At 48.5% G+C, this 17,811-nt stretch carries 14 protein-coding genes and 2 riboswitches; of the genes, 12 read left to right on the top strand and 2 right to left on the bottom strand.

Annotation, left to right across the window (positions count from 1 at the left end; genetic code table 11):
- Window positions 1–2: 2 nt before the first annotated feature.
- The 5 genes from gpAD87_RS30210 (at window position 3) to gpAD87_RS30190 (ending at window position 5,719) form a co-directional block, all read left to right on the top strand.
- Window positions 3–1,280, top strand: coding sequence for an MFS transporter (locus tag gpAD87_RS30210; RefSeq protein ID WP_064642639.1), 1,278 nt, complete (start codon window positions 3–5; stop codon window positions 1,278–1,280).
- A gap of 337 nt (window positions 1,281–1,617) precedes the next feature.
- Window positions 1,618–1,741, top strand: a riboswitch (glycine riboswitch).
- Window positions 1,742–1,745: 4 nt separating this feature from the next.
- Window positions 1,746–1,889: riboswitch (glycine riboswitch) on the top strand.
- 111 nt (window positions 1,890–2,000) lie between these two features.
- A complete protein-coding gene (sdaAB, locus tag gpAD87_RS30205) occupies window positions 2,001–2,690 on the top strand; it encodes an L-serine ammonia-lyase, iron-sulfur-dependent subunit beta (protein WP_064642637.1) in 690 nt (229 codons plus the stop codon).
- Entirely contained in the window at window positions 2,680–3,624 is a 945-nt protein-coding gene (gene sdaAA, locus gpAD87_RS30200; protein ID WP_064642635.1) for an L-serine ammonia-lyase, iron-sulfur-dependent, subunit alpha, read from the top strand. The genes sdaAB and sdaAA overlap by 11 nt, the downstream gene beginning before the upstream one ends.
- A 256-nt stretch (window positions 3,625–3,880) precedes the next feature.
- A complete protein-coding gene (locus gpAD87_RS30195) occupies window positions 3,881–5,098 on the top strand; it encodes a YhgE/Pip domain-containing protein (RefSeq protein ID WP_064642633.1) in 1,218 nt (405 codons plus the stop codon).
- Window positions 5,099–5,206: 108 nt separating this feature from the next.
- Entirely contained in the window at window positions 5,207–5,719 is a 513-nt protein-coding gene (locus gpAD87_RS30190; RefSeq protein ID WP_064642631.1) for a PadR family transcriptional regulator, read from the top strand.
- Between the two features lie 148 nt (window positions 5,720–5,867).
- Here the strand turns inward: gpAD87_RS30190 and gpAD87_RS30185 are convergent, their stop codons facing one another.
- Window positions 5,868–7,622, bottom strand: coding sequence for an alpha-glycosidase (locus gpAD87_RS30185; RefSeq protein WP_064642628.1), 1,755 nt, complete (start codon window positions 7,620–7,622; stop codon window positions 5,868–5,870).
- Between the two features lie 279 nt (window positions 7,623–7,901).
- On the opposite strand from gpAD87_RS30185, the gene gpAD87_RS30180 reads away from it, so the two are divergent.
- From gpAD87_RS30180 to gpAD87_RS30155, 6 genes are all read left to right on the top strand, one after another.
- On the top strand, window positions 7,902–8,585 hold the full coding sequence (locus tag gpAD87_RS30180; RefSeq protein WP_063566209.1) for a response regulator transcription factor: 684 nt from the start codon (window positions 7,902–7,904) through the stop codon (window positions 8,583–8,585).
- 44 nt (window positions 8,586–8,629) lie between these two features.
- Entirely contained in the window at window positions 8,630–10,147 is a 1,518-nt protein-coding gene (locus gpAD87_RS30175) for a HAMP domain-containing sensor histidine kinase (RefSeq protein ID WP_231952953.1), read from the top strand.
- Between the two features lie 61 nt (window positions 10,148–10,208).
- Entirely contained in the window at window positions 10,209–11,123 is a 915-nt protein-coding gene (locus gpAD87_RS30170; RefSeq protein ID WP_064642624.1) for an ABC transporter ATP-binding protein, read from the top strand.
- On the top strand, window positions 11,120–11,836 hold the full coding sequence (locus gpAD87_RS30165; RefSeq protein WP_064642622.1) for an ABC transporter permease: 717 nt from the start codon (window positions 11,120–11,122) through the stop codon (window positions 11,834–11,836). Before gpAD87_RS30170 ends, gpAD87_RS30165 begins: the two co-directional genes overlap by 4 nt.
- 1 nt (window position 11,837) lies before the next feature.
- Entirely contained in the window at window positions 11,838–12,572 is a 735-nt protein-coding gene (locus gpAD87_RS30160) for an ABC transporter permease (RefSeq protein ID WP_064642620.1), read from the top strand.
- A gap of 276 nt (window positions 12,573–12,848) precedes the next feature.
- Entirely contained in the window at window positions 12,849–15,563 is a 2,715-nt protein-coding gene (locus gpAD87_RS30155) for a PAS domain-containing hybrid sensor histidine kinase/response regulator (protein WP_064642618.1), read from the top strand.
- A gap of 132 nt (window positions 15,564–15,695) precedes the next feature.
- On the opposite strand, the gene gpAD87_RS30150 is transcribed toward gpAD87_RS30155, so the two are convergent.
- Window positions 15,696–16,649, bottom strand: a complete 954-nt coding sequence (locus tag gpAD87_RS30150; protein WP_064642616.1) for an L-lactate dehydrogenase — start codon at window positions 16,647–16,649, stop codon at window positions 15,696–15,698.
- Window positions 16,650–17,150: 501 nt separating this feature from the next.
- On the opposite strand from gpAD87_RS30150, the gene gpAD87_RS30145 reads away from it, so the two are divergent.
- Entirely contained in the window at window positions 17,151–17,804 is a 654-nt protein-coding gene (locus gpAD87_RS30145; RefSeq protein WP_082935405.1) for a hypothetical protein, read from the top strand.
- The last annotated feature ends 7 nt before the right edge of the window (window positions 17,805–17,811 follow it).

Genomic DNA, 17,811 nt, shown 5'->3' with positions numbered 1-17,811 from the left:
CTATGAAGAACATTCGTGCAAAGAGAGTTGCATCGAAGGGGCAGTCTGGTGGCTGGAAGCATGCCGGATTGCTGCTTAGCGGAGTGGGCATATCCAATCTGGGTGATTTCATATATATTGTGGCGATTAACCTGATGGTATTGAATATGACACAGTCTCCAGCGGCAGTCGCAGGGTTGTGGATTATCTCGCCGATTGCTTCGGTGTGCACTAAGTTTTGGTCAGGCAGCCTGATTGATCGTTATGATCAGCGACAGCTGATGATTGGTGCTGATATGCTACGGGCATTGTTGGTGGCGGCGCTCCCACTGATGTCCAGCCTATGGATGATGTACGCAGTGATGTTTCTGATCAGCATGTCTTCATCTATATTTGTCCCTTCCTCTCAGGTATACATTACCCGGTTGGTACCTGCTGAACGGCGCAAGCGCTTCAATTCCCTACAAGCCCTGATCAGCTCAGGGGCATTTATTACCGGCCCAGCAGTTGCAGGAGTGATGCTAATTTATTTATCTCCGGCGGCAGCCATTTATGCCAATGCGGTTTCCTTTGCTGCTTCTGCGTTGATTCTAATGTTTCTTCCCAAACTGGGCATTGGAGAACAGAATATAGGGACGGGAAGCAGACTCACACCTCGGATGATTGCCCAGGATTGGAGAGCTGTACTGAGCTTCAGCCGAAAGTCGGGCTACGTGGTCGGTATATATGCCCTGTTCCAGATTATTCTGGTGGTCGGCATGTCGCTGGATGCCCAGGAAGTGGTGTTTATCCGTCAGGTGATGAACCTGCCTGAATCACAGTACGGAGCATTAATGAGTATCACCGGAATCGGTTATTTGGCAGGTTCCATGCTGGTTTGGATGTTCGCCAAACATTTGCCGATCCGTCACATGATGGGTGGCGGTGTACTTCTGGTCGCGCTGGGTTATTTTCTGTTCTCCCGTTCATTATCGTTTGAGCTGGCGGCGGTTGCCTTTATTCTGCTCGGTCTGTGCTCCGCACTGGCGAATACGGGCCTGGTTACCTTTTATCAAAATAATATCCCTGTCGATCTGATGGGGCGAATGAGCAGTGTACTTGGACTAGTGTTAAGTATGCTACAGGTGGCTTCCATTTTGATTGCAGGCGTAGTGGCCGAGCAGTTGTCACTTCGTATGGTATATACAGTTGTATCCGGGGTTATGCTGCTGGCTGCGTTGGGATTGTGGGTGACGAGTATGCTTCCTTCCCGAAGCAGGTATTACGATGAACCATCGAAGCCCAAGGCGATGGTGGGGTGACAGGCAGAAATACGGCAATTCTAGTACAGAATAAAGGTTACCTGAATACCCGAACCGTTCTGTGGAACATAACATAAATAGTATTAAACACTGATAGTCACTAATAGAAAATGAACAATGTATACGCTTTCGAGATGAAACGCATTAACACATTCATGTGATGAAAGTTTACAGTTCGTTAATTTATTTAGTGTATAAAATGGAAAAAAGCAAATATTCACAAAGAAATCGTTAAGTTTGTTGACACTGATCTTCCGGTCGATTAATCTTAATGAGAAAGTATTAAAAACTTCAATTATCGTTCTGTTACAAGATCAGAATGGTTCCATACAGCGAATGATAGCGAGCGGGAGAGACCTGGGCATGTCGAGTAAAATGGCAGCTGTCGGGCACCGAAGGAGCAAGCTGCTACGCACCCGGCGCAGTGGTTAATCTCTCAGGTAAATGTACCATCGTTGGACGCAACTCTGGAGAGTGCGCGAAACTGCGCCACCCAAGGGGTATATGGTCAAGCAGCACGGTGTGCAGGGTGACATCACCTGTGAATACAGGGATTGCATCGATCCGCCGCGCTGCTTATCATGAAACTCTCAGGTATCGAGGACAGAGAGAGGGCCTAGGGCCTTCTTCTGTCCTTTTTTGATGTCATCATTCAGTAATAAAGGAACATTATGGGTGTACGTCTGGATGAAAATGACGATTATAAATGGAGGGTTTGCGATGCGTTTTAAAGACGTTTTTTCAATTATTGGTCCGTCCATGACAGGTCCATCAAGTTCACATACGGCTGGAGCGGCAAGATTGGGGCGAATTGCCCGTCAGTGGCTGGGGTGCACGCCTGAACGCGCTCGATTAACACTGTATGGCTCGTTCGCCGATACGTATCAGGGGCATGGTACGGATCTTGCGTTAATCGGTGGCCTGCTTGATTATGTGACTGATGATCCACGTATACCGGATGCAGAACAATATGCAGAGGAAGTGGGTATGGAGGTAGAGTTTTTTACAAGCGGCCTGCCTGCTCCTCATCCGAATACGGTCAAGATTGAACTGTGGCATGGAGACCGTCAATGCTCACTAATTGGTGCTTCCATTGGCGGAGGTAGTGTATCGGTGCATGCATTGAATGATTTTCGTGTACAGATCAGCGGAGAGTTTCCCACACTTGTACTGCGCCATTCGGACAAAGCAGGAGTGCTCGCTTCCGTAACCTCCACCATCAGTTCGTCCGGGGTGAACATCGGGTACATGCAAGTGGATCGGAAAGCCCGGGATGGTGAAGCATTAACAGCGATGGAGATGGATGGTGTGCCGAATCCTGAGATGTTGAACCGTCTGCGGTCACTGGATCATATGCTGGACATTCGCGTGATTGATTTGAAGAGAGGGGTCGAGCCTGATGCGGTTTAAACATCTACATGAACTGAATACCATCTGTACAGCAGAATCCAAAACCATCGCCGAGCTGATGATCGAAGAGCAGGTTCAGGAGACGAATATCCCGGAAGCGGATGTTGTACGGCAGATGTCGGATTACTATCAGGTGATGAAGGAAGCTGTACACAAAGGGCTGACAGAAGATACGACATCACGCAGCGGTTTGACTGGCGGAGACGGCAAAAAAATGGCTGAGTACATTCGTAAAGGTGAGACTTGTTCTGGAGATGCTTCTGCACTGGCCATGGCGTATGCCCTTTGTGTATCGGAAGTGAATGCCTCCATGGGCCGGATCGTTGCCACACCAACAGCCGGTTCTTGCGGCATCATTCCGGGTGTGTTTATAAGCTCCCAAGAGCGTTTTGGCTGGAGTGACGAGCATCTGGTGAACGGTCTGTTCTGTGCGGGAGCGATTGGTTATGTCATTGCCAACAATTCATTTATCTCCGGTGCCGAGGGTGGCTGTCAGGCTGAAGTGGGTTCTGCCATCGGTATGGCCGCTGGAGCCATGGTGGAGCTGCGTGGAGGGACGCCGGAGCAAGTGGTTCATGCGGTTGGCCTCGCGTTAAAAAATACATTAGGCCTTATCTGCGATCCCGTCGCAGGCCTCGTGGAAATTCCGTGCATCGTGCGTAACGGACTGGGTGCCGTAACTGCGTTGGCTGCGGCCGACATGGCGCTGGCCGGGGTACGAAGTGCCATTCCTTCTGACGAAGTCATTGATGTCATGCTGGAAGTGGGCAGTGCGATGCCGAGCAGGCACCGTGAAACGGCCCAAGGTGGGCTTGCCCAAACACCGACAGGACGGAAAATGATGGAGAAGCTTGCTAAACCGAAGGCGAAGCGTGCGGAGCCTGAGATTGAAGCTGAGTCTCCTGCTGAAAATGAACCAGAAGCCAAGGCATAACATGCATGAACGTACATGAACTGAATTTAATTCGTGGAGCTTGATCATTAACGGTAATGATCTGCTCCCATCTTGATAAAAAAGCCGATACGAATTCTTCCTGGTGAAGAAGCGTATCGGCTTTTTTGTTGTTCCAACAAAGAAAAATAAAAAGGTATTGACGTTTATATATCGTTTAGATATATTATTTATTGTCATATATCAACACGATATATAAGATCGAGAATAAGTTATACAAATTAAGGAGATGGATAACATGAAAAGTGTTTTTCAAACGAGTCTTCTGTTTTTGAAAAATGGAGCTACAGTAGTCGGGTTAATTACAGCCGTACTGTTCCAGGTTTTTTTTAATACCATTTGGCTTAGTGGATATGATCAGGTAAATGCACGGATGAATCAGCTTGCTGTGACCATCGTAAATGAAGATGGGGCTGCGGCTGAGCCTGTGGCAAAGTCTCTTGCAGAGGGGCTTCATTTCGCGATTAAACCTTCGGCAACTATGGAAGAAGCCAGACAGATGTTAACGGACCGGGATGTATACATGATTATCGAGATTCCATCCGGTTTCATGCAGCAGGCGGGAGACTTGTCGGGCCCGGTGGCAGTGAAGTATGTAATGAATGAATCCAACGTGGCTACCGTAAAAAGTGTGATGCAGACCGTGTCCGCACAAGTTACAGCGACGTTGAACCGTGAAGTACAGCAAAACAGCATTCGGGGAGTGCTGAATCAATCAGGTATGGCTGCCGATCAGGCGAATACGATGGCGGTGGGGTTATCTTCCCGGGTGGAGGCAGAAGTGGAACGACTGAATCCAGTTCATAACTTTGCTTTTTCCATGGTACCAATGTTGATTGTGACAGCTACGTTTACAGGTGCAATGCTGCTTGGCATGAATCTGCAAAAGGTTTCTGGTGAACTCAGTAGCAGGGCAGGGAAATGGGAACGTTTCTGGGCGCGCAATATCATCAATGTTGGTGCTGCATTTATCGTATCGCTTGTTGGAGCAGGGATGATGCATGTTATGGGTGTATCATCAGCAGATGGATGGTGGATGTTATGGCTATTTCAGTTGTTGATTACTCTATCTTTTCTATTCGTGGCGCAATTGAGCTTGCTGCTGCTTGGAAATGCTGGAGCATGGTTAAACAGTGCCTTGTTGCCTCTGCTGATGTTGTCATCAGGCGCAACCATTCCCCGCGATGTCATGCCTGACTTCTATCAACAGATCGGTCATTATCTGCCGGCAACCTACGCGGTGCAGGGTATGATGAATCTGGTACTTGGCGGAGATGGGATTAGTCATGATGTTCTGCTTTTGGTAGTGATTGGAGCGGCGACGTTGGTTTTGGGAGCGGTGTGCACATGGATCAAACGCTCAGGTCCTGCACAATCCAGCATACCGTTGGAGTCCAAGATTGCTGCGACACCTGTCGCTCTGACTGGAAACCTGCCTTCACCTGATCGTGGATAAAGATATACCCCTTTTGCCGGATAAGCCAATCCGTGAATGTCTGATGATGTTGAACGTATAAGGGAGGATGTGATACGTTAAGAGCAATTGGAAAGGAGCGGTACACCGATGAACACGCAGCATGTCATCCTCGGAATACTGCACAATCAGCCATGTTCCGGATATGAGATCAAGCAGTACTTTGAACAATACTTTTCATTTTTCTTCGATGCCAGCTTTGGCACCATTTATCCCACACTTGCGAAGATGGAAAAGTCAGGGTTATTGACCAAAGAATCCGTTAGACAAGAAGGGAAACCTGACAAAAATGTGTATACCTTAACACCGGAAGGGTCTGCGGAGTTCAATACCTATTTGATGAGTCCCCTGGAAGCAGAGGTGTTCCGTTCTGATTTTCTGATGCGTCTGTATTTCGGAGAGCTGGCGGATGAAGATACTGTCGCAGGGTGGGTCCGGTCGGAGCTGAATCGTAAAGAGTTGCTGTATGCCGAGCTGCAGCGCCAGATGAAGCAATTTGGCGAACAGATCTCACCTGCACAGCGTTTGTGTATGCAAGTGGGGCTTGTACAATATGAGGCTACCATCCGATTGCTCAAGGAACAGCTGGCCGCCCCTCAGTAGCTTTCTATAGTATCCGTGTCATTAAATCAATTGACGATCCATCCATATCGCAGAAAAGCGCTCTACAGATCAGTAACAGGTCTGTGAGCGCTTATTCGGCGTTGCTTGCAATGCGTTGGAATTGCAAGGATACAACAATATGAAGAAGTTACGCGATATCTGTACTTAGTACAGCATATCCATATGCGGGCAGCTCAACGGCCAGGATGCCCTCTTCCTTGGCTGTACGATAATTCTCGCCAAATAACTCCGTCCATTCCCCGGCACCCGCTTCGAGCTCCACGATAGCTGTTTCTTCCGAACGATTGAAAAGGATCAGAATGCGCTCCTCCTCATCCTGTCGTTCCATCACAAGCTGGCTTCCGCCTTCACGGGCCTGCAGGAATCGAATGCTGCCTTCTGCACGCAGGGCAGGATGGGCTTGGCGAAGTGCGATTAGCTTCTGATAAAAGGTGAACAGCTCGCGATCCTGCTTCGTCTCATCCCACTCCATACATTTCCGACAGCCGGGATCATGATCGCCGTCCAGCCCAATCTCATCCCCGTAATAGATGCACGGGGCACCCATATAGCTGAATTGGAACAACGCGGCCAGTTTCATCTTCCGCTGGTCACCCTCACATAAGGTGAGCAGCCGTGGTGTATCGTGGCTATCAAGCAGATTGAACGCCACTTCGCTGGCTTGCAGCGCATAGCGGGACAGTTGTCGACCGATCGAGTTCGCGAACTGTTCGGCGTGAATGGCATCTTTTACAAAAAAACGATTTACGGCTTCCGTAAATGGATAGTTCATAGAGGCATCGAACTGATCACCTTGCAGCCAGGAGGAGGACTCATTCCATACCTCACCCAGGATATAGGCATCCGGATTCGCAGCCTTCACTACACGGCGGAAGTCGCGCCAGAACGCATTATCCACTTCATCCGCGACATCTAGCCGCCAGCCGTCGGTGCCCACTTCCTTGATCCAGTATTCGGCGACCTCCAGCAAATACGCCTTCACCTCGGGATTTTCCGTGTTAAGCTTCGGCATGTGGGCTTCGAATCCGAATGTTTCATACGTAGGAATGCCATCCTTCACGTCCAGCGGGAATTCATGCACATGGAACCAGTCCTTATATTTGGACTTCTCCCCGTTCTTCTGCACATCGACAAACGGCGCAAAAGTCTTCCCAGAATGATTGAACACCGCATCCAATAGCACCCGGATTCCGCGTGCATGGCACAGCTCAACAAGCCGTTTGGCTGTATCTGCATCACCAAAATGCCGATCTACTCGCAAATAATCTTCGGTATCGTATTTGTGATTGGTCGTTGCCTCGAAGATTGGTGTGAAATAAATGGCGTTAATGCCCAACTCTTCAAGGTAATCCAGATGGTCGATGACGCCCTGGAGATCACCGCCGAAGAAGTTAAACGGGGTCGGCTCACCACCCCAGGGTTCCACTTTTTCTGGATCAAGGTCGGGGTTGCCATTTGCGAATCGTTCAGGGAAGATCTGATAGAAGATTGCATCCTTCACCCATGCAGGCGGTGTAAATACAGCTCCGGGATGGATGTACGGAAACTGGAACATGTGACCAGGATCGTCGGGTTCATGCGTTTGGAAATCCGTTTCGGTCATCCAGATCTGTTCTGTGCCACTTTTCAGCAGGAAGGAATACTTCAGTCGATGATACGGAGGCTTTACTTGCCCCTCATAATAATCGAACATGGAATCGGATGTATATTTGGTTAAAGGAACTAGCTCTTTGGTGCGATCCCAGGCGTATTTGTCCCCAGTCAGGGCATGTACCTCGGTGAGGTCATTCTTTTTGGCACGCAGACGCAGACGAATGGTATCCTTATCGTAGGCATAGGCCCAGTTCCGTTTCGGTTGATGATAGATGGCTTCCAGCAGCATGTTGAATCTCCTCCCGTCGTATACACACGTAGTATGTGAGCAAGTAGCCGCATTCGATGCAAATCAATCTCGGGATGAATGCCACATGCTTATGTTGTTGAATCAACCTCTCAATCCCTGCATGAATTATGCGAAGCGGATGATTAAGGTATAATTTAAAATAAAAGGATATCCATGGTCGTGTGATCATCATTCGTACATTTTATATAAACAAGATACTTCATTATGTTTCAAATATATAATTAACCCAAAGGGTACAGAAAGGAAACGAATACGCGCATGAAAACGAAACTGTTATACATTGAAGACGATACGGAAATTGCCACATGGGTTAGGGCCGACTTGGAGGAGCGTGGATATGAGGTGGTATGGCTCGGAAGTGGTGAAGGTGCGGCTGAAGCTGCCGGGGGCTGTTCGTTGGTTATTCTGGATGTCATGCTGCCGGGACTGGATGGATTTACGGTAGGACAGCGACTCAAAAAGGAACATCCTGAAGTGCCCATTGTCATGCTCTCGGCTAGAACGTCCATTGACGACAAGCTGCATGGGCTTGATTTTGCCGATGATTATGTAACCAAGCCATTCCATCCCGATGAACTCGCCGCACGGATTGAAGTACAGCTTCGAAAGGCAGGGACGGCGATATCGGCCGATACCGTGGTAAAACTGGACCACTTGTCCATCTACGAGAAGGATCACCGAATCGTGAATGAGGAGACGGAGGAAGAAATTATTTTATCGGGCAAACAGTTTCATATCTTCGCCTACCTGCTCAGGCATATGGGCATGATTCGAACCAAGGAACAGATCTACGAAGCCGTTTGGAACGAGCCTTATCTGGACGGGGACAAGACATTAATGGTACATATCCGGCATCTGCGCGAGAAGCTGGAGCGTGATCCGGCGAACCCAACCATCATTCAAACCGTTCGTGGTGTTGGTTATCGTGTGAAGAAGCCATGAGAAGAAAAGCGACGATGCGCGATCCATCCAATAGGAATAGGGGAGTGAACCGTAGTCTTCCAGGCAAACGGAAAATGCGTTTTGGACGGACCTTGATGTCCCGATATATTCTCCTGATCTTGGCAGCGGTTTTGTTTGTGCCGGTCGTTCTCCCCATTACATCCATTATCTATGTGGTGGTGGTGAACAATACAAATAAAGACAATACGGCACCTTATGGCGATAGCACGAAAATTAGCAACCTGTGGACCCGGGAATCCGAGAAGCTGGATGGGGCGACATCTGAAAAAATCAATCAACGTATGGAACAGCTGCACCGGAAATATCCCAAATCTTCGATGTACCGTGTGGACCAAAACGGTGAAACGGCATTTATTCTCGCTGGAGAGGATGTTGATGTGTCGGAAACCAACGTGGATGGAACAACAATGACGACATTGAAATGGACGTTGGATCATCCGAAAACAGAGACCCGGATTCCTTCGATATGGAATGCAAACACCTCCCTGGAATTTATGAAGGAAGCCTCCTATCGTGATCCGCTAACGGTTGTTTCTTTTGTGGGTGGAGATAGTGAAGACAAGGGACAAGGGTTTATGGTGATTGAGGTTCCAAGGTATCTTTTGCAAAAGCCACAGAACAACTGGCCTATGGAACTTTTGTATTTGGGTGGATTGATGATGATCATCTTCCTGTTATTTATCATCATGTCGATCCTGTTTTTTGCGCGGATTCGCAAGCGGCTCATCCGGCTCCAGACGGCGATGATCACTCCGGGAAAGGAAGGCATTCCCCTTCCTGTGGAGATTCGCAGATCGGACGAGATTGGACATCTGGAGGAATCGTTCAACGAAATGGTGCATCAGTTGACAGACAGCCGTCACCGGGAGCGGGAGGAAGAGCAGCTTCGCAAACGTCTTGTCGCGGGATTGTCGCATGATCTGCGTACACCTCTGACCGTTATTCGTGGACATATGCATTCCCTTCACAAAGAACCACTAAGCCCGGCTGCGGATACTTCATTGCGTCGTATGGAAGCCAAGATGGATGATTTGAGCGGATTGATCGATAACATGTTATCGTACAACCTGCTCACCAGCGGAAAATATACATTGAAGCTGGAACAGAAGGACGTCCTGCGAATCGTCAGAGAAACGGCAGCGGCCTGGTATCCCGTTTGGGAGAAAGAGCAGTTTGAGATTGATATCGATCTGCCGGAAGAACCGTTGTTCTGGCAGGTGGATGAGCAGGGATTACGTCGTGTTCTCGATAACCTGTTTCAGAATGTCATCCGTCATGCAGCGAGTGGAAAATATATTGGCATATCGACAGAACAGATTCATGGGGAGAAGGCTCTTGTTATTCAGGATAGGGGCCCAGGATTGCAGGAAGATTCGGATACCAAGGGAACAGGTCTGGGGTTATCCATCGTGGATCTGCTGATTCGTGAGATGGGGCTGCGGAAGAGGGTAGACAGCTCTGAGAATGGATTGCGGGTGTGCCTCTATAGCGGCGGAGGAGCTGGGAAATCAAGGCCTTACCTTTTTTTAAACAAAACTTAAACTTCAGCCGACTTCAGCTTTAACCTTGGAAGGTTACGATGATATCCGAGGTGATTAAACAGTGACTGATAACATTATTCAAACCGCTAACTTATGGAAAACATACCGGGACCGTGCGGCGGTCCGTGAACTTGATCTGCATATTAAAAAGGGAGACATCTACGGCTTCCTTGGTCCCAATGGCGCTGGCAAAACAACAACTATTCGTATGCTTCTTGGCTTAATCAAGCCAACCAAAGGTGTCATCCGTATATTTGATAAGGATATCCGCAAGGATCGCATGGACATTCTGCGACGAGTAGGGTCATTGGTTGAGTATCCTTCATACTATGGTCATCTGAACGCGGTGGAGAATCTGGAAACCTTGCGCCGGATATTAAATGTACCCAAATCGAGGATTGCCGAAGTGCTTTCCATCGTGGATCTGACCCGGGATGCCAAACGTTCCGTGAAAGGTTACTCGCTTGGAATGAAACAGCGTCTGGGGATTGCAAGTGCCTTGTTGGGTCAGCCGGAGCTGCTGATTTTGGACGAGCCGACGAATGGTCTTGATCCAGCGGGCATTCAGGAGATTCGGGAATTAATCAAGCGCATGCCGCTAGAACACGGCATTACCGTGCTGGTGTCCAGCCATTTGCTGAGTGAAGTGGAACAGATGGCGAGCCGGGTTGGCATTATCCGTGAGGGGAAAATGGTCCTTCAAGATACGATCGCCAATCTGCATAGCCAGACGGGCAGCTCCATTCGACTGACGGTTTCCGAGCCGGAAGAGGCGATGAAGCTGGCAAGAGAGCAGGGACAATTTGGTCAACGTGAAGGAGCAGCGCTCACATTCCCGTATATGGATAATAGCGCGATTGCATTGCTGGTCCGTCGATTGGTTGAGCAGGACCATGCGGTTTATCGTGTGGAAGAGCACCGTCAATCCCTGGAAGACTTGTTCATGCGGGTCATCGGTGAGGGGGCAACGGTATGACAGGCCGTGCGTTATCCTCCGACTGGCTCAAAATTCGTGGCAAAGGTATCTGGTTTCTCGTTTTTCTGGCACCCATTGGACTGACGGCAATGCAGGCTTTGAACTTCGGGCTTCGCTTGGGCTATCTGAAAGAACAGTATGGGAATCATCTGTGGGAGGGTTTACTGGACAATGTGGTTGTTTTTGTACCACTTGCCTTGATGCTGGGGGCGACGATTCTCAGCTCGATGATCGCAAATGTTGAACATGAACAGGGTTCATGGAAGCAGCTGCTGGCGATGCCGATCACGAGACCTGCGGTGTACCTGGCTAAATTCCTGCTCGCTTGTGTGCTGCTCATTATCTCCTGCTTGTTATTAACAGCGGGAACTATTGGTCTGGGACTGCTGCTTGGGTTCGACGCTGGTGAGATTCCCTGGACGCATGCAATCAAGCTGGGTTTATTGCCACTGGCTGGCGCGCTTCCGGTGTTGTCGCTGGAGCTATGGCTGACGATGGTAAACAAAAATCAGGCTCTACCCGTCACTCTTGGGATTGTACTCGCAGTAATGGGGATGTTCGCACTCAGTATCTCACCGTACTTTCCGCTTGCTTGGGCACAGATGGCTTGGATCAGCCCGAAACCATTTGTGTATGTCGGTTTGGGTGTAGGGGCGGGGCTCCTAATCATGTTGCTGGGTATGATGCACTTTAGCCGGAAGGATGTGGCCTAAGATGAGTTTTGCAACAACCTATTTCCGAATCCTGTCCTCTGAGCGACTCAAAATGGGCAAATCACCTATCTGGCTTCTGATTCTGCTGAGTCCGTTAATCGCACTGCTTATTGGGCTGCTGTCCACCCCATCAGGTCAATGGAATGTGCTTATGGGTTCAATGGTCTTTCTGCACGGTTTGTTATTACTGCCCATCCTGACCGGCGTATTTACCTCTTTCGTCTGTCGATTCGAGCATGCGGGGGGAGGCTGGAAGCAAATGCTGGTGCTGCCGCTTACTCGTACGGGCGTATATGCAGGCAAACTGACCATTGTGATTTTGCTTCTGGCGGGCACACAATTACTGTTGCTGGGGGCCATCCTGCTGACAGGTACGATCCAGGGCATGACGGATCCCATCCCATGGGGATTGCTTACAGGTAAGCTGCTGCTGGGGCTATTCGCTTGTGTGCCGCTCGCTGCTCTCCAAATGTTCGTTTCCTTGGTATGGAGCAGCTTTGCCGCACCGCTGGCATTGAATTTTGCGTTGACCGTACCGAACATTCTGATCGTGAACTCGGCTACATTTGGCCCGTATTACCCTTGGGCGCAGCCGATGATTCTAATGACACCGTTTGAAGGTGGGGGATTCGGAGCTTATAATGTTCCGCTTTGGACCATGCTTGCAGTAGTCGGGGGCAGTGCAGTTCTCTTCATTTTAATTGGAGTTTTATATTTTAGAAAAAAAGAAATTTAATCGTAGAATTTATTCATTAGTTGTGTAATAAATTCCTTTTAAGCAAACATAGACCTCAATTATTGACGGACTATGTCGCTTAAAGGGGATTTTTTTGTCGCTTTTACATGGTTTTGGTGAAGAGATTGTAAGCAAATTCGAACTGGAATCTGGTAAAATAAAAAAAGCTGTTTCTAGGCGGGCTTACATGGTTATTCGAGGGTAGGCCCATTTCGCCGAAAATTATATTTTTTGGTTGTTAGATGAAGATATAGGCTGAGAAAAGAGGGGTAAGCCTTGGATATTAATAAAACGGAAACCCTGAAGCGCATTATTTCTGAGGGAAGTTCTTACCAATCATTGTTTTTTAATCACCCAGATGCCATATATGTGATGGACATCCATGGAAATTATATTGATGCCAATCCCTCGATTGAGAGGATTTCAGGGTATACATTTGAAGAGCTCCGTAGCTTAAATCGAGATAGGATTTGCCCTCCCGAAAGCGAGGAGTCACGTAAAGAATACATTCGTGAGGTACTGGCTGGACATTCAGTCAGTAAGTCGATCACGTTTTATCATAGAGACGGTTCCCTGAAACAGGCCAAGATTACCTATGTGCCCATAACGGAGAAAGAAGAGATTGTGGGGATATACGGTATTGCCAGGGATGTAACCGAGATCGTAGAAGTGGAACGTAAATTGCATGAAACGCAGGAGAAATATCAGATGTTGGCGGACCATGCCCAGGATCTAATCACCACAAGTTCAATGGACGGCAAGCTGCTTTATGTCTCTCCTTCCGTCTATTCGTTGCTGGGCTATCGTCCGGAAGAAGTGACGGGAAAGTTCCTGAAGGATTACTGTTATCCTGAAGATTACCCTGAACTTCTGGAAATGTCGTCGAGTGGGAATGGGTGCAAGATGCGAGTGCTTCATAAGAAGGGGCACTACATCTGGATGGAAACGCTGGCGAAGCCGGTGGCTGGAGAAGAGGGCAAGAATACTCAGATTGTCAGCGTCAGCCGGGATATCACCCAGCATAAAAATGCAGAAAGACGTCTTAGAGAGAGTCGTCAACGTTACAAATCTCTCTTCGAACATAATCCTGCAGCGGTATACTCGCTGAATCTCGAAGGCAAATATACGGCAGTGAACCGCAATCTGGTTAAAATGCTGGATGTACCTCGAATCAAATTGATCGGGCAGTCCTTTCTTTCGCATTTGGATAAATGTGAAGTGCACGGCGGGCAGGCATACTTCGAACTGGTGAAGCAGGGGAAACCCCAACATTATGAAACGCGGATCGTGAATTCCAGTGGCCGGAAGGTTGATGTATCTATCATTAATGTTCCCATCATTGTGGACCAGGAACTCGTGGGTGTATATGGGATCTTGTCTGATATTACGGAGCGTAAGGATTATACAGAGCAGATCCAGGAGCTTAGCAAACAGCATGCCCTGATTCTTAACTCGGTTACGGAGGGCATCTATGGACTGGACGCAGATGGCATCACCAGGTTTATGAATCCGGCTGCTGCTTCCATGTTCGGCTACGAAGCGGAAGAGTTTGTCGGCAAAAGCTCGCATCCTATCATTCATCATTCACGTGCAGACGGCAGTTATTTTCCAAAAAATGAATGCCCTATTCATATGACGGTGATGGACGGGCAGCGTCGCACTGTGAAGGAGGATGTGTTCTGGCGCAAAGACGGAACCAGCTTTCTGGTGGAATACCAGGTTACGCCAATTATCGATGAGGGTCAGATTCGTGGCGCCGTTATCGTGTTCAATGATGTGACGGGTGATCGCGAAATTGTGCGCGCCAAGGAAACCGCTGAACTCGCGGCACAGGCCAAGTCGGAATTCCTGTCCATGGTCAGTCATGAAATTCGTACACCAATGAATGGAATCGTGGGGATGACTGAATTGCTAATCAGCACGGATTTGTCGGAGGAACAGCGAGAATACGCCGAAATCATCCGTGAGAGCGGTGATGCACTGTTAAATATTCTGAATGACATCCTTGATTTCAGTAAATTGGAATCCGGTAAAATGGCTCTGGCCTACGAACCGTTCTCGCTGCGCCTTATGTTGGAACAGGTCGCGGAGCTTTTCTCCCCTAGAGCAGAAGAGAAGCAGTTGAAGATCCGATATCGGCTCAATCCCGATATTCCTGAGTTTATGGTGGGGGATGCGATGCGTATTCGACAAATCCTCGTCAATCTGGTGAGCAATGCCTTGAAGTTTACGGATCAGGGGGGCATTGATGTCACGGTAGATATTATTCGTGGCAATCGACCGGAAGCGAGTGTGCTGGACTTTGCGGTGAAGGATACGGGGATCGGTATTCCAGAAGATAAGCTGGATCAATTGTTCCAGTCGTTCTCTCAACTGCATCCTGTGATTAACCGCAAATATGGCGGGACAGGTCTTGGATTAGTCATCTCGAAGCGAATTGTGGAGATTATGGGGGGCAGTATCAGTGTGGAGAGTGAAGATGGAAAGGGATCAACCTTCCGGTTCGCTGTGCCTGCCACAAGTGTAGATGCGACTGCAGAGGCAGAGCAATCTGCACGTCAATTCAGCCATGATCGGACACGCCAGGGGGATAAGGTAGCAATACGTATTCTTGTTGCCGAGGATCACCCGGTAAACCGAAAGATTTTATCGGAGTATCTGGAGAAGCTTGGATACCAAGCAGATGTATGCACCAATGGCGTTGAAGCGATTGAAGCCATTTCGCAAAATGCCTATGATATTGTCCTGATGGATCTTCAGATGCCTGTTATGGATGGTCTCAAAGCGACAGACCTTGTACACCGATTAATTCCGCAGGAGCGTATTCCAGCTATTATAGCGGTAACTGGAAATGCCAAACGTGAAGACAAGGAAGCTTGTTTGGAAATTGGGATGCGTGACTTCATTAGCAAACCAATCATGCTGAGTGAATTAAAGCGGGTGTTGCAGCAATGGGGGCCAGCAGATGAACCGCAGCTTGCACCAAGCTGAAGACTCGTACTTCCAAGGTGGATAAAAACAAACAACACAAAAACGCCAATGACGCTTCTGTATCAGGAGGTTATTGGCGTTTTTGTGTTTCTGTTTATTTTGTTATGGACCATCCTTAAATGGCTGAACTGGTCAAACCAGGGTAAGACGATTGATGTTACCTGACAAAACTTCGCATGAACGCTCGAATTTCTCACGTTCAGATGCATCCAAATTCAATTCGATAATCTCCTGAATCCCATCCCCGCCAATAATGGCCGGAACACCTGCACAGACGTTGCTCTGTCCGTACTCTCCATCAAGGATTGCGGAGACAGCAATGATCTTGTGTTCATCGTTGAGAATCGAACGGGTAATATGTGCGAGTGCGTTACCGATTCCGAATTGCGTAGAACCTTTACGAGTGAAAATTTCCCAACCGGCGTCTTTCGTTTTGCGGGCGATATCTTCCAGGTCCAGATGTTTGAAGCGTTCCTTGTGCTGTTCCATAATGTGCATAATCGGTTTGCCTCCGATAGTGACATGGGACCATGCCACGAACTGGGATTCCCCATGCTCCCCGAGAGCATATCCATGCACGCTGCGTGGATCGATGGAGAAGACCTCTGACAACAGCGTTTTGAGCCGGGAGGAATCAATAGACGTACCTGTACCGATGACTCGTTCACGCGGAAGACCGGACAGCTTCCATACCATATAAGTTACTATGTCAACCGGATTGGCCGCGACGACAAAAATCCCCCGGAATCCGCTATTCATGATAGGAACAACGATATCTTTGGCAATGGACTCCGCTTCCTCCAGAATATCCAGACGAGTCTGCCCTGGCTTCGGATTCGCTCCGGCAGTCAGGACTATGACGTCCATGCTGCCGCAATCTGCATAAGTGCCAGCGTATACCTTCGTGCGGTTATGTGTGAAGTCCATGCAATGGGAAAAATCCAGCGCCTGTGCAACCGCACGGTCATACGTCCGGTCAACCATCATAATTTCTCTGCATATCGATTGATTAATCATGGAATATGCACAACTTGAACCGACAAGTCCCGCCCCGATCACCGCTACTTTACCTGATTTGCCTAACACTGCTGTTCAGCCCCCATTTACATTTGATTTATCCGTTCGTAATAATACATATGTTAAGTATAGTCCTTTATTTTATGCTAATAGCTGCTTCTACGTTACATAAGATAACACATGGAAAAGCTGTGCAGCAATGATTTCCTCTGTCGCGGGAGCGTATTGGAGTGACGGAGTTAACAAAATTGACATGAATAATTCATCCTCATAAAAAGTGACGGCGTTTGCACCAACGAATTTCGACATGACAGCATTCATGCTCATTGTCGGATGAAGGGTTATTTTTACGAATGAGGCAACTGACAAAAGTTCTTATGAATCCGCAGAAACAGAAGAAAAGCGTCAAAGGGATCTGCAAAGAGACTGACGAATACATACGGACAAGCAAATGAAATATGCGTACTTGATCTATGAGACAGGTTGACCCGATCCGATGACAGTTCCAAAAGGGAACGCTGAAGCCACTACCTTATATTCAAAAAGACTTCATTCCGGGAGGGAATAATAATGATTGAAGAAGCAGGAGCAACGACGGAAACGGCCAAGAGCCTGGGCATTGGTGCCAGTACTCTTCGTAAATATGCGGCAGCGCTTGAGGAACAAGGGTATCGATTCGAGCGTTCCGCCAACAAATCCAGATTGTTCAAGTCGGACGATATCGAGTGCATAGAACGCCTGATGACAGAACTTAGGGAACATAACCTGCCACTTGCAGATGCTGTGGTGACCGTACTGACTCCAGACGTGCCTGTGATGGTAATGGAGGAGGCCTCAGTGGCGGAATGTGCGGCAACAGTGATGCCTGCAATATTTCCTGAGGAACCTGAACTAACTGGAGCATTGAGATCTTATGAAGGTCTGGGACAACTGGTGAGTGAAGTGACTTACGGTGCTGTCGGACAGCAGGATGATCAGGTCCAGCTGCTGCAGCATCGGGTGGACGAACTGGAGTTAACGCTGCAACATCTGGCGGATACCCATCTTGCTCTCCAGGAGCAGATGGAGAAGCAACGCCTATGGATGAATGAGAAGCTGGAAGAGGAGCGAGACCGTGAACTGGTCACCAATCTGCGCAGCTTCCAGGGAAGAAAACGCAAACCCAAAGGAACATCGCTTCGAATGTTGTTCGGGCTGCTGCCCAAAAAGCACAAAGAAGCCTGAGAACCCG

It is taken from the genome of Paenibacillus sp. AD87, from assembly GCF_001659845.1.
In the GTDB taxonomy this organism is placed as follows: Bacteria; Bacillota; Bacilli; order Paenibacillales; family Paenibacillaceae; genus Paenibacillus; species Paenibacillus marchantiae.
This window is presented reverse-complemented; position numbering and strand designations above follow the sequence as displayed.